Below are 18,180 nucleotides of genomic sequence, written 5' to 3' on the forward strand. Positions count from 1 at the left end.
GAAGTTTAACTATTTCAAGCTTAGTATCAGTATGATGAAAAGTGTTAACCATTTTTTGCAGTAACTAAAATATATCGAGCAAGACTTAGATACGGTTCTGCTTGGCAGTACTGCTTTTCAAGTGCCAATAACTGATCAAAATGACTATTTATTTTTTCTTTATTATTCATGTAATCATGAAATAGACGAATTCCCGTTTTTTTAATAATATGAAAATCTAGCGTGGTTAACCATTGATAGACATCATCTGGTATTCGAGGAAAATCGGGTGATAATGTTTTTTTCTTACGTTTTGCAAGCCCTGATTGAGTATAACCAAAATTACCAAGTGTCACCGTTTTAAAAAGAAGTGCATGATAATTATAGAACATCAAGGATAAATAACCTTCGGGTTTGAGGTGTTTTTTTAATGACTCAAGAACACTGATCGGATCGGCAACCCACTCTAATACTGCATGACAAATCACCATATCATATTGTTCATTAATGATATGATCAATATCTTGAATAGCACAACAATGACAATTGATATTTAACTTTTCTGCTTGGGCATTTTTTTGTGCCAGTTCTAGCATTTGCATAGAAATATCACATAATGTGACATGATGTCCTAATTTTGCCAATCGGCAAGCCATTTGTCCTTGTCCACCACCTGCATCAAGAATTTTCAACGGTTTGGTTGTTGGAAATGTGGCTAATATATTTTCTAATTCCTGCCAGACAATGGCTTCACGAATTTTTCCTTTACTTGTGCCATAAATATTTTGTGCAAACTTATGACTGATATCATCAAAATTACGGTCTTGCATATTCATTAATTATTTTTTACTGTTTAGTTGCTTAACTTCATTGTTGATTTCAATTAATTTTTCAGTCATTTGTTGATAACATTGTTCCATTAATGTTCTGGCGTCTTCTTTACGTAACGATTTGGTGTCAATAGGATCCAACATTTCAACAATCATATGACCGTTATTTAAACGATTTAATTGAATGTTATTGGTATCAGAGACGCAAATAGGCACAATAGGAACACCTGCCGCAATTGCTGCTTTAAATGCGCCTGTTTTAAACGGTAATAATCCACGTCCTCGACTTCGTGTTCCTTCAGGAAACATCCAAATCGATATGCCACGTGTTTTAATTTCTTTAACAACTTGTCCAATGGTATCGTGGGCTTTTGATTTATTATTACGATCAATTAAAATATTACCGGTCAGATAGTATAATTGCCCAAAAAAAGGAATCCACGCTAAACTTTTTTTTCCGACAGTCACGGTTTTCGGTTGGACAACGTCTGCGGCAACAACCATATCAAAGTTGTTTTGATGATTAGCGATATAAACACAACTGCCTATTTTACTAATCTCAGGATAGAGACGAGTATCAACTTTAACGCCCAAAATAGGTTTAAAGAAAAAACTAAATAAATGTGCAAATCTGGCTACGTTTTTGGGATTCCGAGGGTTGAATAGGCAAAATATAATGCCCAGTACACAAACTACAATACCTATTAACACAACTGTAATTAAGCGGAAAAGAAAAACCATAATTTACCTCATAAATTGATTTAGCGTATTATATACGTAAACTGTGCCAATATACAGTTTGATCAACGATAACTGAGTAAAGAGGCGTCATGCAAAAATCAACTATTATTTGGAACGAAAACCAAGCCCCAGTGTCTGTCTATTTTGATGATATCTATTTCAACACACAAGGTGCAGTTGCTGAAACAAAATATGTTTTTATTGAAGGCAATCATCTACAGCAACGTTTTATCCAACATGATAAAGATATTTTTATTATTGGTGAAACGGGTTTTGGTTCGGGGTTAAGTTTTCTCATAGCCTGGCAAACGTTTTTAGCTTTTAAAAAAGAATATCCCAACCATCAACTTCAGCAGCTTAAATTTATCAGTATTGAAAAATATCCGTTATCAGTGACAGAAATGATGAAGATGCATCAAACCGCCATAGAAGATGAACGCCAACTTCAACTATTAGCCAAGCAGTTATATGCCTATTTAACGGATAACACCTGTCATTTAGACAAGGTCAGTTTAGATATACTTTATGATGACATTCAATATTTTCCGGAATTTTTGGCTAAACAAAATGGGTTGATTGATGCTTGGTTCTTTGATGGATTTTCACCCGCTAAAAATCCTGACATGTGGTCAGAATCCTTATTTAAAAGCTGTTTTGAATATACGTCACAAAAGGGAACGTTTGCGACTTTTAGTGCGGCTGGATTTGTTCGGCGAAACTTAATCAATGCAGGATTCAATGTGATAAAACAAAAAGGTTTTGGGTTGAAAAGAGAAATGTTAATCGGCAGTAAAAATTAGCTAGCCTTAACCAAATAATTGATAAGGCTAACTCAATTTTCCTAATAAGTGATTAAAATTCAAATTGGTAGATAAAATCTAACGTTTGTGCAAGTCCAGATGTTGCTTCTAAATAGAGTCTTGGCATCAATCGGTATCGTAAAGTAAATGTCGCCAGTGAATCAAAAATACCTACTCCATATTTCAGTTGTAAGTTAGGCAAAATATACCCACTAACAACCACTTTAGAGTTATTACCGGCTCCTTGCGTGTCTAAAGAAAGATTTTTTATTCCAAAGACATTACCAATATCACCAATATATTTACCTGTTTTTGCCGTACCGATTCCAACGAGTAGGGCGGTCATCATATCATTATCACTTTGATCGGTGCTTTCAAGTCCTTGACCTCGTATTAGATAAGATAATGCTTCTTGCTGGGACATAGCAGGATCTGAAAATATTTCAATTTTGGGCTCTTCCGAAGATCCTGTTACACGAATACCCGCTGTAATACTACTGTTATCAATTGAGTCTGGATTACGAATAGCTTCAATATCTAACTTAGCTTGGTCAGTAGGGCCCGAAAAAGTGATAATACCTTTACGGATAACTAAATCTTGACCATAAGCGTGAAATCTTCCTGTTGGAATCAAAACTTGCCCATGCAGATCTAAGCCTTTGTTGGTTTGTGCTGCAAGGAGATTGCCTTTCAGTGATGCGTTTAACCCAAAAGCATCGACAGTCACATGTTCACCAATATCAATTTCAATATGGCTACTGATTTTTATGCCAAGTTTTTGTTTTTCGATTACTTGATAATTTTTATCTAACATAACTTCGTCAGGCGATACATCAACACTGGATGCCGGTAACGATTCGACGGTAATCTTACCTTTAGGGATACTGACTTTTCCGGAAAGAATTATCTCATCTTGGGTCGCATCAATTCTAATATTGGGGATAATACTTAACACAACCATTGGAGGTACGGTAACTTCCATTGCTGCACCCGTGACAGAAAGATCCGCTTGCCATTTATCAAATGTATCCCAATTGGCGTGACCGTTAATATCAATATTACCAGACTTGGTGGTTAAAACTCCTTTTAAGTTGGAGGATTTACCATTGAAATTAAGATCTACCTTTGCTGATTTCAAATCAATTGGTAATTGACTGGATTTTATTTCACTGTGTTTTAAATCAATATTACCTGTTAAATAAGGATCCATTAAAGACCCGGAAAAATTAACGTTGCCATTTATCGAGCCTTTAGCAAAATCATCTTTATCTAATAAGGGATTGATTATTGCTAAGGCAAGATGATCAATGTTTAATTTTCCATTTAATTTCTTTTGTTGAGTGGGATCGATAATAGTTAAATCACCGCTCATTTTACCTAATTGTTTTAAGCTAAATAACCAATCAAACTTTGCTTGTTGTTGATTAAATTCAGCATTAATAGTAAATATTTCAAATGGAATAGATAATGATTGGGATGTGATCATCTGTTGAATATAAACTTCATTCCCTTTGATATTGGCCTTGATATTCGGCATTTCACTATTTGCATTAAATTTTATATAAGCTTTACCATTTATCAAGCCAGCTAGTTTTGTTTCACCATCGTTTGGAATAGGAAGTTTTGCCAGATCAATATCTTTTAACGTGATACTTGTATTACTGTTAGCTGTTGGAGATAGTGCTTGATCTAAACAAATACTTGACCCTTGGTTTGACCAACAATGCGTGCCTATAGTGGGCACTTGATGAGTAACATCATAAGATAAAGGTAATGTTTTAACCAATTGCCAATGATTTTTATCACCTAAATTTAACACAGCGTGGGATAAATCCCCCGTCCATTTTGTTCGATCAGGATCTAATTTTCCATTGAGTGATGTTGTAAATGAGGCTGGTGTTCCTGTAAGATTGATATCTAAAACATGATGACTTTCATTACCTTTAAGCTCAATATTGGCATTTTTTATGCTTTGATTAGGAAGTTCTATATCGTGTCCTATGAGTTTTAAATGTCCACTAATTTGTTTTTTATATTCTATTTTTCCGGAAAGTTGGGCTGATGATATTGACATACTCATCAAACTTAATTGGTGAATATTGATATCGGTATCCACGTTTGGTTCATTAAAGCTACCATTCATTTTCAACGTGCCGACAATTGAACCCTTTAAGTCATCAGCCAATAATGATAAAGAGGATAACTCTAACTTAGCACTCAAATTTTCTTTATCTGAAGCGCCATTGATATTGATATGATTTTTTCCCCAATCCATAACAAAATTATTCGCACTGATTGATTGATGAGAGTTAATTTGAATACTGCCATTAGTTGAAAAATCAGCGTGATTAATATTACCTTTTAATTGGATTTCGGGAAGATTCAATTGCCATTTATCACCTTCTAACTGACCATTGGTTTTAAGTTGACCATTTAATCGTATAGGATAGTTTGGTAAATCTTTGCTGGTATCAACATCAGTTAATTTAACTTTTGCATCCCAGTGTAAGGCTTTTTGCCAGTCAAGATTACCTGAAACATTGATTTCCCCTTGTGGTAGTTTCACTATTCCATGATCGAATATGGCTGATTGATTCGTTCCCTTGCCTATAACATCAAACGACGTATCGGGCAGATCGTCACCTTTAAATTTACCTTTAGCGGATAAGTCATACTGTTGGACGTTACCCCCTATTGAAAGATTAAAATTATTAACTTGATATTGCGCTTGTCCTTCAATTGGCCATTGAATGTGTTTACCCTTTAAGTCGGTCATCACCGGTAAATATTTTTCGATAAAATTGATTTTTGCATTAATTTTTGCTGAATTAAGTCCTTCAAGTACCGTATTTGTCGTCAATTCACCTAACAATTTACCTGAAAATTGGCTATGTAATTGATTACTGGCTGTTTTTAATTGAATAAATGCCAAAATAGGCCAATCATTGCCTAATGTAATATCTCCTGAAACAAAAGCATGTCCATTAGCATAAGGAGTTGTCGCATCTGTATTCACCTGTTGAACGATAATATGATTATCGATGATATTAGTTTGAATAGTCACATTGTTAAATCGATAATCTTCACCGCCAATATGTAAAAGCCAATTGTTACCCGTTAAGCGTCCGACATTGATATCGAGAGGAATAGTAACTTGGGGTAATGATTCGATTAACGGCTGATTGAATAATTGATTTATCTTTTCATTAAGAGGCAAATCATTCTGAACTGAATCTGTTGTTGATTTTACTTGTGGGTGATCAGCAAAAATAGCACTTAAATCCTGAGCCTCAGCAGGAAATACATAAATTTTTTCGTTTACCCAAGTCGCCTTACCCATAAAATCAGACAGACCAAATTGCATATCATCAATATCAACTTTCACATCTGATACATGTGCCGTTTTCAGTTCGATTGGTAATGGGGTTTTCAAAACAACCCGTTTATCAGGTATTGGCTTATTGGGGTCGGTAATAATCTGATCGGTGTTCAGTTTTACTTTAATACCCTTTGATTCAAACTGTTCGATACAGATTTTAGTTTCAAGCAAACATAACCCAGATAATTTTAACGATGCATTATCAACCTGAACATCAATACCCGGTAGTTGCAATGAAAGACCATTTACCTGTAAATCGCTTAATGTCCCTTCCACTTGTTCAATTTTCAATTCGGGTAGGGCTTTACCTAAGACATAAGTGGTCAACTTAACGCCTAAACTGGTATAAAGCAGTAAGATAATAAACACGACCAAAAACACGAAAATAGATAATACTACAATACTACGCTTTTTCCATTTTCGTATTCTTTTTATTTTTTTTAATTTTTTTTCTCTAATGGGATTTTTAGCCATATTATAATTCGGATCCTAAACCAATATATAGGTGAACTGAACCAGAGTCTCTTCGCGTTAACGGAGTTGCTAAATCGAATTTTATTGGTCCAACCGGAGAAGCCCAACGTACACCAATACCACTTCCTGTATAAAATTTAGTTTTATCGACTTTATCAATTGCTTCACCTGAATCAATAAAAACAGCACCCCACCAAGCACCGGTTAAATTAAATTGGTATTCAACTGAACCAGTGATGAGCTTTGACGCACCTTTTAATTTACCATTTTTATCCTTAGGCGAAATAGATTGGTAACTATAACCTCGTATACTACGGTCACCCCCTGCAAAGAATCGAAATGAAGGCGGAACACGATCAAAATTATTTGCCTGAATTATGCCAAAATTACCCCGAAAAATAAATCGATGACTATCAAATAAGGATCGAATCCAAGTTTGTTGCGTTTGAAAGCGAATAAGATTGAGATCGGATCCTAAAGAATTTGTAGCTGCCTCAACAGAATAGCGTTGTGAATCTCCCCACATTGGCATAAGATTGCCATCGCTACGAATTCGTGAAAGACTAATAGAAGGGTAGTATAAAAGGGTATTAAAACTTGAGTCACCTTGCGTAAAATCATCATGTAAAAGATTTAAACCTAGCGCGCTTTGCCATCCTTCAAAATTGTCCCAATATCGAACCACACCAAAGGTATAGGAACGTGATTTAGTATCGTTATTGTCAATTTTTTTATAACCACCTTGAACAGTGTAGTATTGTTCAAGGGGAGATTTTTTTAATGGGATTTTATAGCTCATTGTAATGGATTGTTCGGGTGAAGAAAGTGATAAATTACTTTGTAAACTTTGTCCACGACTGTTAATCCACGGTTTATTCCAAGTTATTTTGCCATATACGCCATTGTCGGTTGAGTATCCAAGCCCTAAATCCATGCTATTTTTTTTTCGGGGAGAGGTGACAACATTGATTGGTAGTGATTTGTCTGCTGTAACATTTGGAAAATCAGGAACAACAACAATTGAACTAAACCAATTTGTAGAAGTTAATCGACGATTAAGAATGGAAAGTTTTTCGGCACTATAAGGTTCACCTTCTTTAAACGGTATAATATTTTTAAGATAATCATCTCTAATTTTGGTATTAGAAAATTTAACTTGACTGAATTTATAGCGCTGCCCAGTATTAAAATCGATATTCCAAAAAGCTTGATGATGATCCATGGACACCGCTAATTGGTGTTGCGTCATATTGGCATCAAAATAGCCTTTTTCTAACGCGAGATTTTTCAAACTTTTCTTGAAAGACTCATAAATGCCATGATTTAAAATATCACCCGTTTTAGGTAGGTTTTTTTCGAGTAAATGTTGGTAATCATTATCATGCTGGCCTTCACCTTCAATAATCACATTTAATTGTTCAATTTTAATCGGTTCACCAGCTGAAATCGTTACCGCTAATACTCTTGGATTTTGAGTGTTATATTGAAACACAGGAGCGTAATAACCCAAAGCTCGGAGCGCTTTTTTAACCTCGCTTTCAAAATACCGTTTAAAATTAGGCGTGTTATCGACTTTATCTGGGGTAATTAATGAAACACGAGCATCGACATTGTCAGCAAGTTCACCCGATAAACCTTTAATCGATAACTTCATATCAGCATAGCTTGATGTTGATATGATTGTAAACATTAAAAGTAAACAAAACCTATAGGAAAATTGTGACACAAAGACCTCGAAGAAGTTTAAGTTAAAAAACGATCAATTGTTAATTTCTGGGCTAATCATGAACGTAAATTTAACATATTTAATATTTCATCGTCTATGATAAGCTAACTAAATCAGTTTTGATATCATCTTTTGTAAGGATCAATGTCTAATTTATTAATATTGAGTTTTAACATTTTAAGTTTAAGATTGTAAAGGTAACCCCTTGATCTTTGGGAAAAACCTTTTATAAGCAAATAAAATATTATAAATTACTATAAGCATTTAGTTTATTCTGAAGTGGGACTAAGATTTCTACTATTTCATTAATGTATAATATCAATGAAGCAAAGTAGGGACTAATTAATGGTATATTTACTTAATTTATGCAGATACCTTAAGTTAACATTATTAAAATGTAAAAAATATACTTAGCTGTTTTGATATAGGATCGATTGATAGACATCGATCCTTTTTTGTTTCAGAAATTTTAAAAAGGTTATTGATTGCGCTATAACGCAGTACTATAACTTTAAATGATTATGCAAACTACGATTTATTAACATTTGTTCAGTTTAATACTAAGGGCTTTTAATTAAGTCGTATCACAGATTTATTCTATTAATGACTAAATTTTCGACCAACATTTATTTAGGCTTCTAGCAGTGTAACCTGACCGATATAAGGTAAATGGCGATAATGTTGAGCATAATCAATTCCATAACCAACGACAAATTCATCAGGAATTGAAAAACCAATGTATTTTACTGGTACAGCCACTTCCCGACGTGATGGCTTATCTAAAAGCGTACAAATTTCGATACTACGAGGATGACGTAATTTTAAAATTGCCATGACTTTACTTAACGTATTACCAGTATCAATAATATCTTCAACAATTAGCACATCTTTATCACGAATATCTTCATCCAAATCTTTCAATATTTTGACATCTCGATTACTGACAACGGCATTACCATAACTTGATGCGGTCATAAAATCAACTTCATGCCCGACAGTAATAGCACGGCTTAAATCCGCCATAAAAATAAATGAACCACGTAGCAGACCGACTAAAATAAGTTCATTTTGGCTGTGTTTATAATCTTGACTAATTTGTTGCCCTAGTTCTTTGATACGTTTTTGAATATCATCCGTTGATATCATCATTTCTAAAGTGTGTTTCTTCATTACTAATACTCAAAAAATAAAATTTAAATTAGATTCTAACAATTTTCATAGATAAAAAGAATAACAAAGCTTATTTTAATCTGCTTAGCATAACATTTGATAACCCTATACTATTCATAGTATGTTCTTATCTATCATCTTGTTAGCATCGATCTTGGCTGCTCTTTTTTCTAAGCGACGTTTTTTGAAAAATTGACTGAGTAGCAAGCTGCACTCATCAGCTAATACGCCACCTTGCACTTGTGCAATGTGATTAATGCCTTGATAAGCTAGAATATTAATAAACGAGCCGGCAGCCCCTGTTTTATAATCGCTTGCTCCAAATACTACTCGTTTTATTCGACTATGTATAATGGCACCAGCACACATCATACACGGTTCAAGTGTGACAAAAAGGGTCGTATTAATTAAACGGTAATTATTGATACACTTACCCGCTTGCTCGATAGCAAGCATTTCAGCGTGAGCAGTTGGATTATGGGTAAGTATTGATTGGTTAAAACCTTCGCCAATGACTTGACTGTTTTCATCGATAATTACCGCTCCTACCGGAATTTCACCTAAGGATTCAGCACGTTTGGCAAGCGTTAATGCATATTGCATCCAATATTCATCTGACATTGCAATTATTTATAGATTATTCAAATTTAATACGTCTCGCATGTCATAAAGTCCGACAGGCTGTTTTGCAAGCCATAATGCAGCACGGACGGCGCCATTTGCAAATGTCATCCGACTAGACGCCTTATGACTAATTTCCACACGTTCGCCAATATCGGCAAAAATTGCCGTATGTTCGCCAACAATATCACCCGCTCGGATAGTTGAAAAACCAATTGCTCCTTTTGGTCTTTCACCGGTATGACCTTCACGACAATAAATCGCACGATCGTTCAAATTGAATTTTAAAGCTTCAGCTATCGATTCACCCATCGCAAGTGCAGTACCCGATGGGGCATCGACTTTATAACGATGATGAGCCTCAATAATTTCAATATCTGTATAATCTCCCATGATTTTTGCCGCTTTTTCAAGTAATTTAAGTACCAAATTTACACCTACACTAAAATTGGCAGCAAAAACAATAGCGATATTTTTTGCCGCATCCGTTATGGCTTGCTTACCTGTAGAATCAAAACCAGTGGTTCCTATAATCATCATTTTTTTATGTTCAACACAAAAATTCAAATGGGCAAGCGTACCTTCAGGTCGGGTAAAATCAATTAACAAATCAAATTGATCTTTGGCGAGTTCTAAATTATCCGTAATAGTGACACCACAAATGCCTATTCCAGCAAGTTCACCTGCATCGCTTCCAATGAGGGAAGAACCTTGTCTTTCAAATGCCGCACCTAAAGTTACTCCTTCGATTTGTGCAACAGATTGAATTAATTGACGTCCCATTTTTCCACCTGCGCCAGCAATAGCGATACGGATGAGGTTAGTTGACATAAAATTTTCCTTACCTATTTTCAAAATATTATCGAATATTATATCGGAAAACAAAAGACTTATACACCGTGCAAAATTAAAATGCTGTAATATAAGTGATGTATCGTAATTCTTTAAATGAACAATTTTATCTGTTGTTCTTGGTACATCGGAAAGGATGGTATTATTGGTGCTGATTTATATTTTAATCGTCGTTAACTTTTAAACATTATTGTTATTGGCAGGTTATTTAGAGCTTATAGTAAGATTATAAAAAAAGGACGCTTAAATGCGTCCATTAGATTTATAAAACTTTCAATAATTCGACATCAAAAATTAATGTACTGTAGGGTGGAATTGAGCCTCCTGCACCTTGTGCTCCATAAGCAAGTTCTTGAGGAATATACAATCTCCATTTTGAACCTTCAGGCATTAGCTGTAAAGCTTCAACCCAACCTTGAATAACGCCATTAACAGGAAACTCAGCTGGTTGTCCACGTTGTACAGAACTGTCAAAAATCGTACCATCAATTAATTGTCCCGTATAATGAACTTGAACACGGTCTGTTGATTTAGGTAAGGAACCTGTACCTTCGGTAATGACTTCATATTGCAAGCCGGATTCAGTTGATTTAATCCCATCTTTTTTAATATTTTCTGCTAAAAAATCTTTACCTGCTTGAGCAATTTTTTCAGCTTGTTTTGCTTTCTCTTGAGTGGCTTTTTCATGCATATGACGAAGCGCATCATGCAGTTCTTGTAATGGTAGAACAGGTTGATTATTTGCTAGAACGTCTTGCATAGCTAATTTTAATGCATCAAGATCTAGACCATTCAAACCTGACTCCTTTAATTGTTGTCCAATTTGTAATCCAATAGCATAACTCGCTTTTTGATCTATGGTTTCTAATTTCATTTTTTACCTTTTGTTTGTCGTTTATAAACAGTATTCGAGACCCATTAAGTTTGTGATCAACAGAATAAATATTAATTAATAAAATAGAATAACGCTTTTTTTATAAAATGCATAAAGAATTTATTAATTTGGCTAGCACTTAGTGCAAATATCAGCGATAATACACTTTATTATAATTTCAATATGGATTAAGTTAAATGCAGTTTCGTAAATTTACCTCGCTTGCAATTGTGGCTAGTATATTATTAACTGGTTGTTCAGTGGTAGACCGTTGGGTATATAGACCTGATATCAATCAAGGTAATTATGTAACACAAGATGCAATTGATTTATTGAAAGTTGGTCAAACAAAAGATCAGATTATTTTTATAATGGGTTCACCTATGTTAACGTCGGTATTTGGTGATAACGTTTGGTATTATGTTTTTCGTCAACAACCACAACATAATGGTATAAGCCAAATTACTTATTCTATTTATTTTAACGAAATGGACATAGTGACTGACATTAAAAACTCAACGCTTGATGGTTCCAAAACACTACAAGAAATGAATAAACAAATCATTTCTGATCCTATCGATGTAATTTCTGACAACAACGAAGATATAGAATAAAACTCATTCCAAAGTTGTTTTTCCCAAAAAATAAAAACCTCATTAATTAACGAGGTTTTTATTGTTATCTTTTATATTTAAAGCCTAAATTTAGGAACGATAACTCATTGTTAATGATATTGATTATTCATTACACTAAAAATGTATAAAAAGATAAATATAAAGTAAATAACCATCATTACAATAGAACAGATAAAAACAATAAGGTTGAATTTCCAATAACCATGTAAATTTTGAATAGCATAAATAATATCTTCTTCTCGTCCAAGAGTCGCTGTTTGATTAAATCCTTTTCCCGATTGAAACAGTTTGACCCCAGCTATAATTAACGGAACACCTACTATTGCTGTAATAATACCTAAACAAGTTAAAGAGCCACTAATGATTCCTAAAACCCCAAAAATTTGCTGCATCGTTCCCACAAATCTTAATTGTTTAAATAACAATTGGTTCATACTAAATGATATTATCTTATTTTCAGTTGTATTCATTTCTTTCCACTTTCTTTATTTATAGTTTGTATTTAAAAAGGAGCATAGAATATCAGTTTTATCATAGATGTCTAGCCGTTTTTCATCATAAATTACAAGGTTTAATTACTATTCATAATTGCGATAATATTTAAGATTTTTACATTTTAATCTTTATGTTTTGAGAGGCAAAATTAGGGAAAATACTTTTATATATAAAGAGTATTTAAATAATCACAATAAATAGTGTTTAAAGTTACTATAAAAAATTTATGCGTTAAAGTGAGTGATTAGTATTGACCTTTTGTAGGTTATCGTTATAATATAAATCGTCATTTCTTTAGTTTTGAAATGATACGAACATAGCGTTACTATGCAATTAAAAAAAATTTTTATTATGAAAAACGAACTTAAAAATTTTAAGTTAAAAGACCTAGGATGTGTCGCAGGATCATGTCTGTCAGGTCTCGAAATCAAAGTACTAGGCTATCGAGATCCTGAGACTAATTGTGAGTGTTATGGATTATTAGCTGAGTATTATGGTTTACCAATTCCTGGAACGCAAGTCTCAATTAGCGAAGAGACTTATAATGAAATTACCAGTAATTGTGACGACGACGAATCTGGATATGTTTTTACTAAAACTGCCCAAATTTGTAGATTGAATAAGCACGCAAAATTTGATATTCGTCCTTATAATTCATGATTTCATCCAATGAACCCCAGTTATTAATAACTGGGGTTTTTTATTGTATAATCAGAATGATAGTTCTAATAAGATTATGCTTAAATATTACAGGCTTTCTTAAATTAGTTATTTTTATAAATGATATTGACTTAATTCGATTATCTATATAATATAATCAGCAGTTAATTTTTAAAATTAACTAACTACAAAAGTATAATTTACCTATGCCTTAATGAATTTAAAACATAGTTTAATTCAAAAACTTTTAACGATGGCAAAAAAGTTCAAAACCAATGTTCATGAATTCAGAATCGGGAATATTCCTGGTTCAATTTTTAAAAACTTACAAATTCTAGTTTTTCGAGGTAAAACTTCCGAAAAAGGAGTGTACTTCAAATTGTGTGTTTATGTCGATGGAATGCGCATTAAACAAACAGAAACGATTATAACTGAACAAGTTTATCGGCAGAATTTTCAAAGTCATTTTGATTCTTCTATCCTGTTTTATAATGCGATGAAGTTGGTTGGATTCGACAAATTAGTGTTTGGAAGTTTAACAACGAATTAAATTTTAATTTAATTCAACCCCCCAGTTATTTATGTAACTGGGGTTTTGTTGCTTAATATCATCAAAAATTATTTAAATTGTCAATTATATTTTATTATTTAATCCAATACTAACTTAACTTAAAAATTATCTACAAGTTTTACGCAATTCACAGCATTGCTCTTTTCAATAAAAAGTTATTTTTTTACTGAAAACCTCTGATAACTTAGTATCAAATCGGGCTAATAAACTAGCTAACAAAACCAGCACTAATGTTAATGACGTTTTGGCAGAAAGATAAATTAACCAAATAAAGGTATGATTAAGTATCGATCAATAAACTAATGGAAGTTATATAAATAGTCATTACAAGATAAACAAAACAAAAAATGGCAAATTCTATCAAATCTTCTATTTTAATTTATTAAACAAAATTAGCATTCCCATAATTTTTATAACTGACAGTGGCGTTAGCGTTGCCTACTGTCTACATAAAACAGTTTTTGAGAAATAAATAATTTGAATTATATGAATTATCGGTATAATATAAATTCTGAGTTTTGTTAACTCCCATGTGAGGTGCACATATTAAACAAAAATAAAAATTTAAGAAATGAATGATTTACTATTTAAAGGCTTCTTATATGAAAGTCGTACAGGTGAAATCTCAGTAGCAGTTTATACAGATATAAATTCTACTTGTTATCGTATAGCCATAATAGGCTCGAAATCAGAGCAAAGAGGTGAAAGCATTTTTGCCGACTATACTAAAGAAGAGTATGAGAAATTTATTTTATCTGTATGTCGGAAAAACAAACGATTATTAAAAGCTTATAAAGCTTATGGTTGTACATTAGAAATCGATGAAATTAATAAGCTTATCCGAAAAATGGAAAAAAGGGCTGAATTAAAAAGATTGATAGTGAGGTTCTCGATTATTGCTTTTAATGTTATTTGGATTTTATTGATAATTTTGTTATTGGGACTATTTTTTTCTTATATCTTTTAATTGTTCTAAACAGACCCCGGTAATTCAACTGGGGTTTTTTATTATAGTAAGCATGAATGATTTCAAGTGAGAAACATTTAACAAAATGTCACTTATATCAATCCAAACTAGTTAAGCGTAATCGAAAAAAATACTTTTCAAAAAAAGTGAATGATTATTCGACCGATTGAAAATAATGTTCAATAAAGACATATTTATTTAGTAGAAAGCAGGAATATTGTGATTTTCGTTATCAACTTTATGAGCTTTCTTAATTGATAATTTTTAAGGATGTTATTGACTTAAGTAGATTATCACTATAATATAAAAAAGTTAATTATTAAAATTAACTGACTACAAAAGTATAATTTAACTATGCCTTAATGATTTTAAAATTTTTAAATAATAAAAAAAATTAAATCATGCAAAAAAGAAGAAGTACAAAAAGAACAGTTCGCGAAATCGGAATGCTTTCGTGTTCAATGTTCCAAGCGGTGACAATCTCAGTTAATCGAATTGAAGAAGACAATCAATACTCGTTGATCCTTTGTAAGGATAGACAGCCCATTGAAAGAACGAAGGTTATTATAAGTGAACAAGTTTTTAAAGAAAATTTCGATAATTATGATGATCGATATACAAGGGTTGTTAAAACATTTAAGTTGTTTCCTTCTAATTCTGTTAAGATTGCCATCTATACAGAAATATCTTCTAGACTCAAAAAATTAAATTAGTTTAATTTTATCTAACCCCAATTTATTAATTTAGATTGGGGTTTTATTGTTTGATGTAAGTAGACATTGACATCAAATTATCAAAATTGCCAATCATATTGTATCTAATTAATCTAAAACAAACTTGATTTAAAACAGAATTTTATATACAAATTTTACGCAATTCACACCATTGCTCTTTCAATAAAAAAGCTATTTAATTACTGAAAACCTCTGATAACTTAATATCAAATCGAGGTGATAACCCGCTAACATCAAACGTAATAACATTGATGACGTTTTGGCTGAAAGATAAATTAATCAAGTTAAAATGTGATGTGATTAAGTATTGAATAAACTATTCGATGAACAAATAATGATGATAGTAGAATTGATTAAAATACATTAGGGATAAAAAAATATTGAAATTTATGATTATCGGTATAGTATAAAAACAGGTTGCTTTAATTCACAGTATTGAATTAAATACTACCTACTGGTGAGGTAATTCACAAAATTTAATTAATTAAAATCTTATTATGATGTTTAAAATTAACGGATTTCTATCCGAAAACAGTGAAAATGGAATATCGATAGCAATATTGATGAATCCAGATCGTTCGATGGTCAAATTAGTGGCAATGCGAAATGACGAAAAAATTGAAGGTACAACTGAAGTTGAATTAACTTCAGCGCGTTTTGATGAACTGATAGCTGATTATCCTGACATATCAAAACGTTTGTATCATGTCTTTGACATGTGTAAAGTGGACAAGGATTTATTATCACCAAGTGTAATTGTTCGAACAATAGCTAGGACTGATTCAAAATCTAAGAAATATTTACTAAGTAAGGGAGATCGTTTACATTTCGAATTTATGCTGATAATTGCTTTAGTTATGGCTTTGTTTTATTTGTTAGGTAAATGGCTTCATATTTTTTAGATAGAATTTCCTTTATCTGTCAAAAGTTTTTTAAGATCATCTTGAATTTAATTAATTGATCTAAATAAACCTCAGTTATTTAACTGGGGTTTTTTTATTACATTATTAAAACAAAAGTCTTGTTGAGGTCATACTTAGAATAAATTAAAGAGTAAATATGTGATCTAAAGCAATATTAAGGTAACTTAAGAATATTTCAAATCTAGTTTGTTTTAATGCTAATAGATGTTAATTAAAGGTTATGATTAATTGTTATTATTTGCAAATGAAAATGTATTTAGAATTTGTGTGTTATTATCAAAAAATCTTATTATAAGTTAAGAAAAATTGAAATATTTTTGTTATCGGTATAATATAACTATTGAGTTTCTTTTAACTCCCAGGTGTGGTACACACATTTTAAATCAATTAAAAAATTAAAAAATGAAACATTATGATTTTAAAGGCTATTTGCTCCTAGATAGTCAAAGTGAAATGTCATTAGGAATTTTTGCAAATGCAGATCTTACTATTTATCGCATAGTTTTAATGCGTGGAAATGAAATTGTTGAAGATTCACTTATTTTAGAAATGCCTAAAAAGCTTTATGAAGAGATTTTTTGTAAGGATCTTAATATTGCATGTAATATTTTTCATCAGTTCTATTTTTGTAGATTTGTGGTACATGTCAATTCTTCAAATTCAGAAAAAAAGGGGATAAAGCCGTTTTTATCGTCTTTACTTAATGGATTGAAAAGAGGTATGTTATTAATTATAGATACTTTTAAAAGAAAAAATAAGAATTTATAAAAGAATCTACAAAAAGAGATTTAAATTTCAAACACGAATTTGAACAATGTTGCGAACAAAAAATGGCTTCAGAGCAATCACTTTTACGTTATTACTAGTGATGATTCTGATTATCATGATGGCTACCTTAGTTTATTTGGCTTCTAAATCGTGTTAATTTATTTTTAATACTTTTTATTGATCCAAAAGAACCCCAGTTATCTAACTGGGGTTTTTATTATATAAAGCATGGTGAGTTTGAGAAAGGAACATTAAACAAAATATTCCATATACCCATCGAAAGTAGTTAGTAACGATCCCTAAAAATACCTTTCAAAAAAGTAAATAATGATATAAACAAATAAAATGATATTTAATAAAGATATATCTATATTTATAGAAAGTAATAATATTATGAATTGGACTAACAATATTATAGACTTATTCAATTCATAATTTTTAATCTTTTTATTGATTTAAGTCGATTATCTATATAATATTAAATAGAATTAATTTTAAAAAAATTAATTTACTACAAAAGTATAATTTACCTATACCTTAATGAATTTAAATTAATAATTAATTTTAATTACAAATTTATGAATCAAAAAACAAACAACGACAAGAAATTAATCGAATTCGGATATATTCCTTGTCTAAATTTGCCAGAAAGAATTGACATCTTCATTTATGAAATCGAAGAAACTGAGATGTACTTATTGGTACTTCGTATTAATGGAAATCCCATTAAAGCAACAGTAACGATAATAAGTCAACAAGTCTTTAATGACCATTTATCTGGTATTTCAGGTCTTGAATTGTTTGATGAAACAGTGAAGTTGTGTAATGTCTTTACATGCTTAATAGTCTTTCTTAAAAAGTTATATTATGTTTAAAAATTAAATTTTAATTTTAATTTAATTCACCCCCCAGTTGTCGATCTAACTGGGGTTTTTATTGCTTGACTTAAGTAAAAGTCGTCATGGAATAATTTAAATAGTC

16 protein-coding genes are annotated in these 18,180 nt (G+C 31.7%); 7 read left to right on the forward strand and 9 right to left on the reverse strand.

What is annotated here, in order from left to right; translation table 11 throughout:
- Positions 1-44: 44 nt before the first annotated feature.
- Together ACGH4F_RS08885 and ACGH4F_RS08890 are read right to left on the reverse strand one after the other, a co-directional pair.
- Positions 45-809 (reverse strand): methyltransferase domain-containing protein, encoded by a 765-nt coding sequence (locus ACGH4F_RS08885; protein ID WP_411590936.1) that lies wholly within the window; start codon positions 807-809, stop codon positions 45-47.
- A 9-nt stretch (positions 810-818) separates the two neighbouring features.
- Positions 819-1,550 carry a 1-acylglycerol-3-phosphate O-acyltransferase gene (locus ACGH4F_RS08890; RefSeq protein WP_267350703.1) on the reverse strand — a complete coding sequence of 244 codons (732 nt, stop codon included), beginning with the start codon at positions 1,548-1,550 and terminating at the stop codon, positions 819-821.
- 89 nt (positions 1,551-1,639) lie between these two features.
- On the opposite strand from ACGH4F_RS08890, the gene mnmD reads away from it, so the two are divergent.
- Positions 1,640-2,350: a tRNA (5-methylaminomethyl-2-thiouridine)(34)-methyltransferase MnmD gene (gene mnmD, locus ACGH4F_RS08895; protein WP_411590925.1), complete on the forward strand. Its 711-nt coding sequence runs from the start codon at positions 1,640-1,642 to the stop codon at positions 2,348-2,350.
- A 52-nt stretch (positions 2,351-2,402) separates the two neighbouring features.
- Here mnmD and ACGH4F_RS08900 read toward each other — a convergent pair whose 3' ends face one another.
- From ACGH4F_RS08900 to ACGH4F_RS08925, 6 genes are all read right to left on the reverse strand, one after another.
- Positions 2,403-6,203 carry a translocation/assembly module TamB domain-containing protein gene (locus tag ACGH4F_RS08900; RefSeq protein WP_411590927.1) on the reverse strand — a complete coding sequence of 1,267 codons (3,801 nt, stop codon included), beginning with the start codon at positions 6,201-6,203 and terminating at the stop codon, positions 2,403-2,405.
- A 1-nt stretch (position 6,204) separates the two neighbouring features.
- The gene (locus ACGH4F_RS08905) at positions 6,205-7,893 is read right to left on the reverse strand and encodes an autotransporter assembly complex protein TamA (RefSeq protein ID WP_411590929.1); all 1,689 of its coding nucleotides are present in this window, start codon (positions 7,891-7,893) and stop codon (positions 6,205-6,207) included.
- A gap of 666 nt (positions 7,894-8,559) precedes the next feature.
- Entirely contained in the window at positions 8,560-9,099 is a 540-nt protein-coding gene (gene hpt / locus ACGH4F_RS08910; protein WP_267350709.1) for a hypoxanthine phosphoribosyltransferase, read from the reverse strand.
- A gap of 114 nt (positions 9,100-9,213) precedes the next feature.
- Positions 9,214-9,720, reverse strand: coding sequence for a tRNA adenosine(34) deaminase TadA (tadA, locus tag ACGH4F_RS08915; protein WP_267359635.1), 507 nt, complete (start codon positions 9,718-9,720; stop codon positions 9,214-9,216).
- Between the two features lie 9 nt (positions 9,721-9,729).
- A complete protein-coding gene (dapB, locus tag ACGH4F_RS08920) occupies positions 9,730-10,551 on the reverse strand; it encodes a 4-hydroxy-tetrahydrodipicolinate reductase (protein WP_267350711.1) in 822 nt (273 codons plus the stop codon).
- Positions 10,552-10,834: 283 nt separating this feature from the next.
- Positions 10,835-11,446 carry an FKBP-type peptidyl-prolyl cis-trans isomerase gene (locus ACGH4F_RS08925; protein ID WP_267350713.1) on the reverse strand — a complete coding sequence of 204 codons (612 nt, stop codon included), beginning with the start codon at positions 11,444-11,446 and terminating at the stop codon, positions 10,835-10,837.
- Positions 11,447-11,643: 197 nt separating this feature from the next.
- Here ACGH4F_RS08925 and bamE point away from each other — a divergent pair, with 197 nt between their 5' ends.
- Complete coding sequence (gene bamE / locus ACGH4F_RS08930) at positions 11,644-12,060, forward strand: outer membrane protein assembly factor BamE (protein ID WP_411590931.1); 417 nt, start codon at positions 11,644-11,646, stop codon at positions 12,058-12,060.
- Positions 12,061-12,170: 110 nt separating this feature from the next.
- Here the strand turns inward: bamE and ACGH4F_RS08935 are convergent, their stop codons facing one another.
- A complete protein-coding gene (locus tag ACGH4F_RS08935) occupies positions 12,171-12,551 on the reverse strand; it encodes a DUF5362 family protein (protein WP_411590933.1) in 381 nt (126 codons plus the stop codon).
- 352 nt (positions 12,552-12,903) lie between these two features.
- Here ACGH4F_RS08935 and ACGH4F_RS08940 point away from each other — a divergent pair, with 352 nt between their 5' ends.
- The 5 genes from ACGH4F_RS08940 to ACGH4F_RS08960 all read left to right on the forward strand — a co-directional run bounded on the left by ACGH4F_RS08940 (position 12,904) and on the right by ACGH4F_RS08960 (position 17,199).
- Positions 12,904-13,236 carry a hypothetical protein gene (locus ACGH4F_RS08940; RefSeq protein WP_267350716.1) on the forward strand — a complete coding sequence of 111 codons (333 nt, stop codon included), beginning with the start codon at positions 12,904-12,906 and terminating at the stop codon, positions 13,234-13,236.
- Between the two features lie 253 nt (positions 13,237-13,489).
- Entirely contained in the window at positions 13,490-13,786 is a 297-nt protein-coding gene (locus tag ACGH4F_RS08945) for a hypothetical protein (protein WP_267350718.1), read from the forward strand.
- A 592-nt stretch (positions 13,787-14,378) separates the two neighbouring features.
- Positions 14,379-14,774 (forward strand): hypothetical protein, encoded by a 396-nt coding sequence (locus ACGH4F_RS08950; RefSeq protein ID WP_267350720.1) that lies wholly within the window; start codon positions 14,379-14,381, stop codon positions 14,772-14,774.
- Between the two features lie 1,231 nt (positions 14,775-16,005).
- Positions 16,006-16,410, forward strand: a complete 405-nt coding sequence (locus tag ACGH4F_RS08955; protein ID WP_267350721.1) for a hypothetical protein — start codon at positions 16,006-16,008, stop codon at positions 16,408-16,410.
- Positions 16,411-16,833: 423 nt separating this feature from the next.
- Entirely contained in the window at positions 16,834-17,199 is a 366-nt protein-coding gene (locus ACGH4F_RS08960; RefSeq protein WP_267350722.1) for a hypothetical protein, read from the forward strand.
- Positions 17,200-18,180: the final 981 nt, after the last annotated feature.

The sequence above is a fragment of the Gilliamella sp. CG35 genome (assembly GCF_046635745.1).
In the GTDB taxonomy this organism is placed as follows: Bacteria; Pseudomonadota; Gammaproteobacteria; order Enterobacterales; family Orbaceae; genus Gilliamella; species Gilliamella apicola_I.

Excerpts from the sequence above, each read along its gene's own strand:
- ACGH4F_RS08950 (WP_267350720.1), top strand. The coding sequence starts at position 14,379 with ATGAATGATTTACTATTTAAAGGCTTCTTATATGAAAGTCGTACAGGT.
- ACGH4F_RS08925 (WP_267350713.1), bottom strand. The coding sequence starts at position 11,446 with ATGAAATTAGAAACCATAGATCAAAAAGCGAGTTATGCTATTGGATTA.
- ACGH4F_RS08955 (WP_267350721.1), top strand. The coding sequence starts at position 16,006 with ATGATGTTTAAAATTAACGGATTTCTATCCGAAAACAGTGAAAATGGA.
- ACGH4F_RS08890 (WP_267350703.1), bottom strand. The coding sequence starts at position 1,550 with ATGGTTTTTCTTTTCCGCTTAATTACAGTTGTGTTAATAGGTATTGTA.
- tadA (WP_267359635.1), bottom strand. The coding sequence starts at position 9,720 with ATGTCAGATGAATATTGGATGCAATATGCATTAACGCTTGCCAAACGT.
- mnmD (WP_411590925.1), top strand. The coding sequence starts at position 1,640 with ATGCAAAAATCAACTATTATTTGGAACGAAAACCAAGCCCCAGTGTCT.
- ACGH4F_RS08960 (WP_267350722.1), top strand. The coding sequence starts at position 16,834 with ATGAAACATTATGATTTTAAAGGCTATTTGCTCCTAGATAGTCAAAGT.
- ACGH4F_RS08900 (WP_411590927.1), bottom strand. The coding sequence starts at position 6,203 with ATGGCTAAAAATCCCATTAGAGAAAAAAAATTAAAAAAAATAAAAAGA.
- hpt (WP_267350709.1), bottom strand. The coding sequence starts at position 9,099 with ATGAAGAAACACACTTTAGAAATGATGATATCAACGGATGATATTCAA.
- dapB (WP_267350711.1), bottom strand. The coding sequence starts at position 10,551 with ATGTCAACTAACCTCATCCGTATCGCTATTGCTGGCGCAGGTGGAAAA.
- ACGH4F_RS08945 (WP_267350718.1), top strand. The coding sequence starts at position 13,490 with ATGGCAAAAAAGTTCAAAACCAATGTTCATGAATTCAGAATCGGGAAT.
- ACGH4F_RS08905 (WP_411590929.1), bottom strand. The coding sequence starts at position 7,893 with ATGTTTACAATCATATCAACATCAAGCTATGCTGATATGAAGTTATCG.
- ACGH4F_RS08940 (WP_267350716.1), top strand. The coding sequence starts at position 12,904 with ATGCAATTAAAAAAAATTTTTATTATGAAAAACGAACTTAAAAATTTT.
- ACGH4F_RS08885 (WP_411590936.1), bottom strand. The coding sequence starts at position 809 with ATGCAAGACCGTAATTTTGATGATATCAGTCATAAGTTTGCACAAAAT.
- ACGH4F_RS08935 (WP_411590933.1), bottom strand. The coding sequence starts at position 12,551 with ATGAATACAACTGAAAATAAGATAATATCATTTAGTATGAACCAATTG.
- bamE (WP_411590931.1), top strand. The coding sequence starts at position 11,644 with ATGCAGTTTCGTAAATTTACCTCGCTTGCAATTGTGGCTAGTATATTA.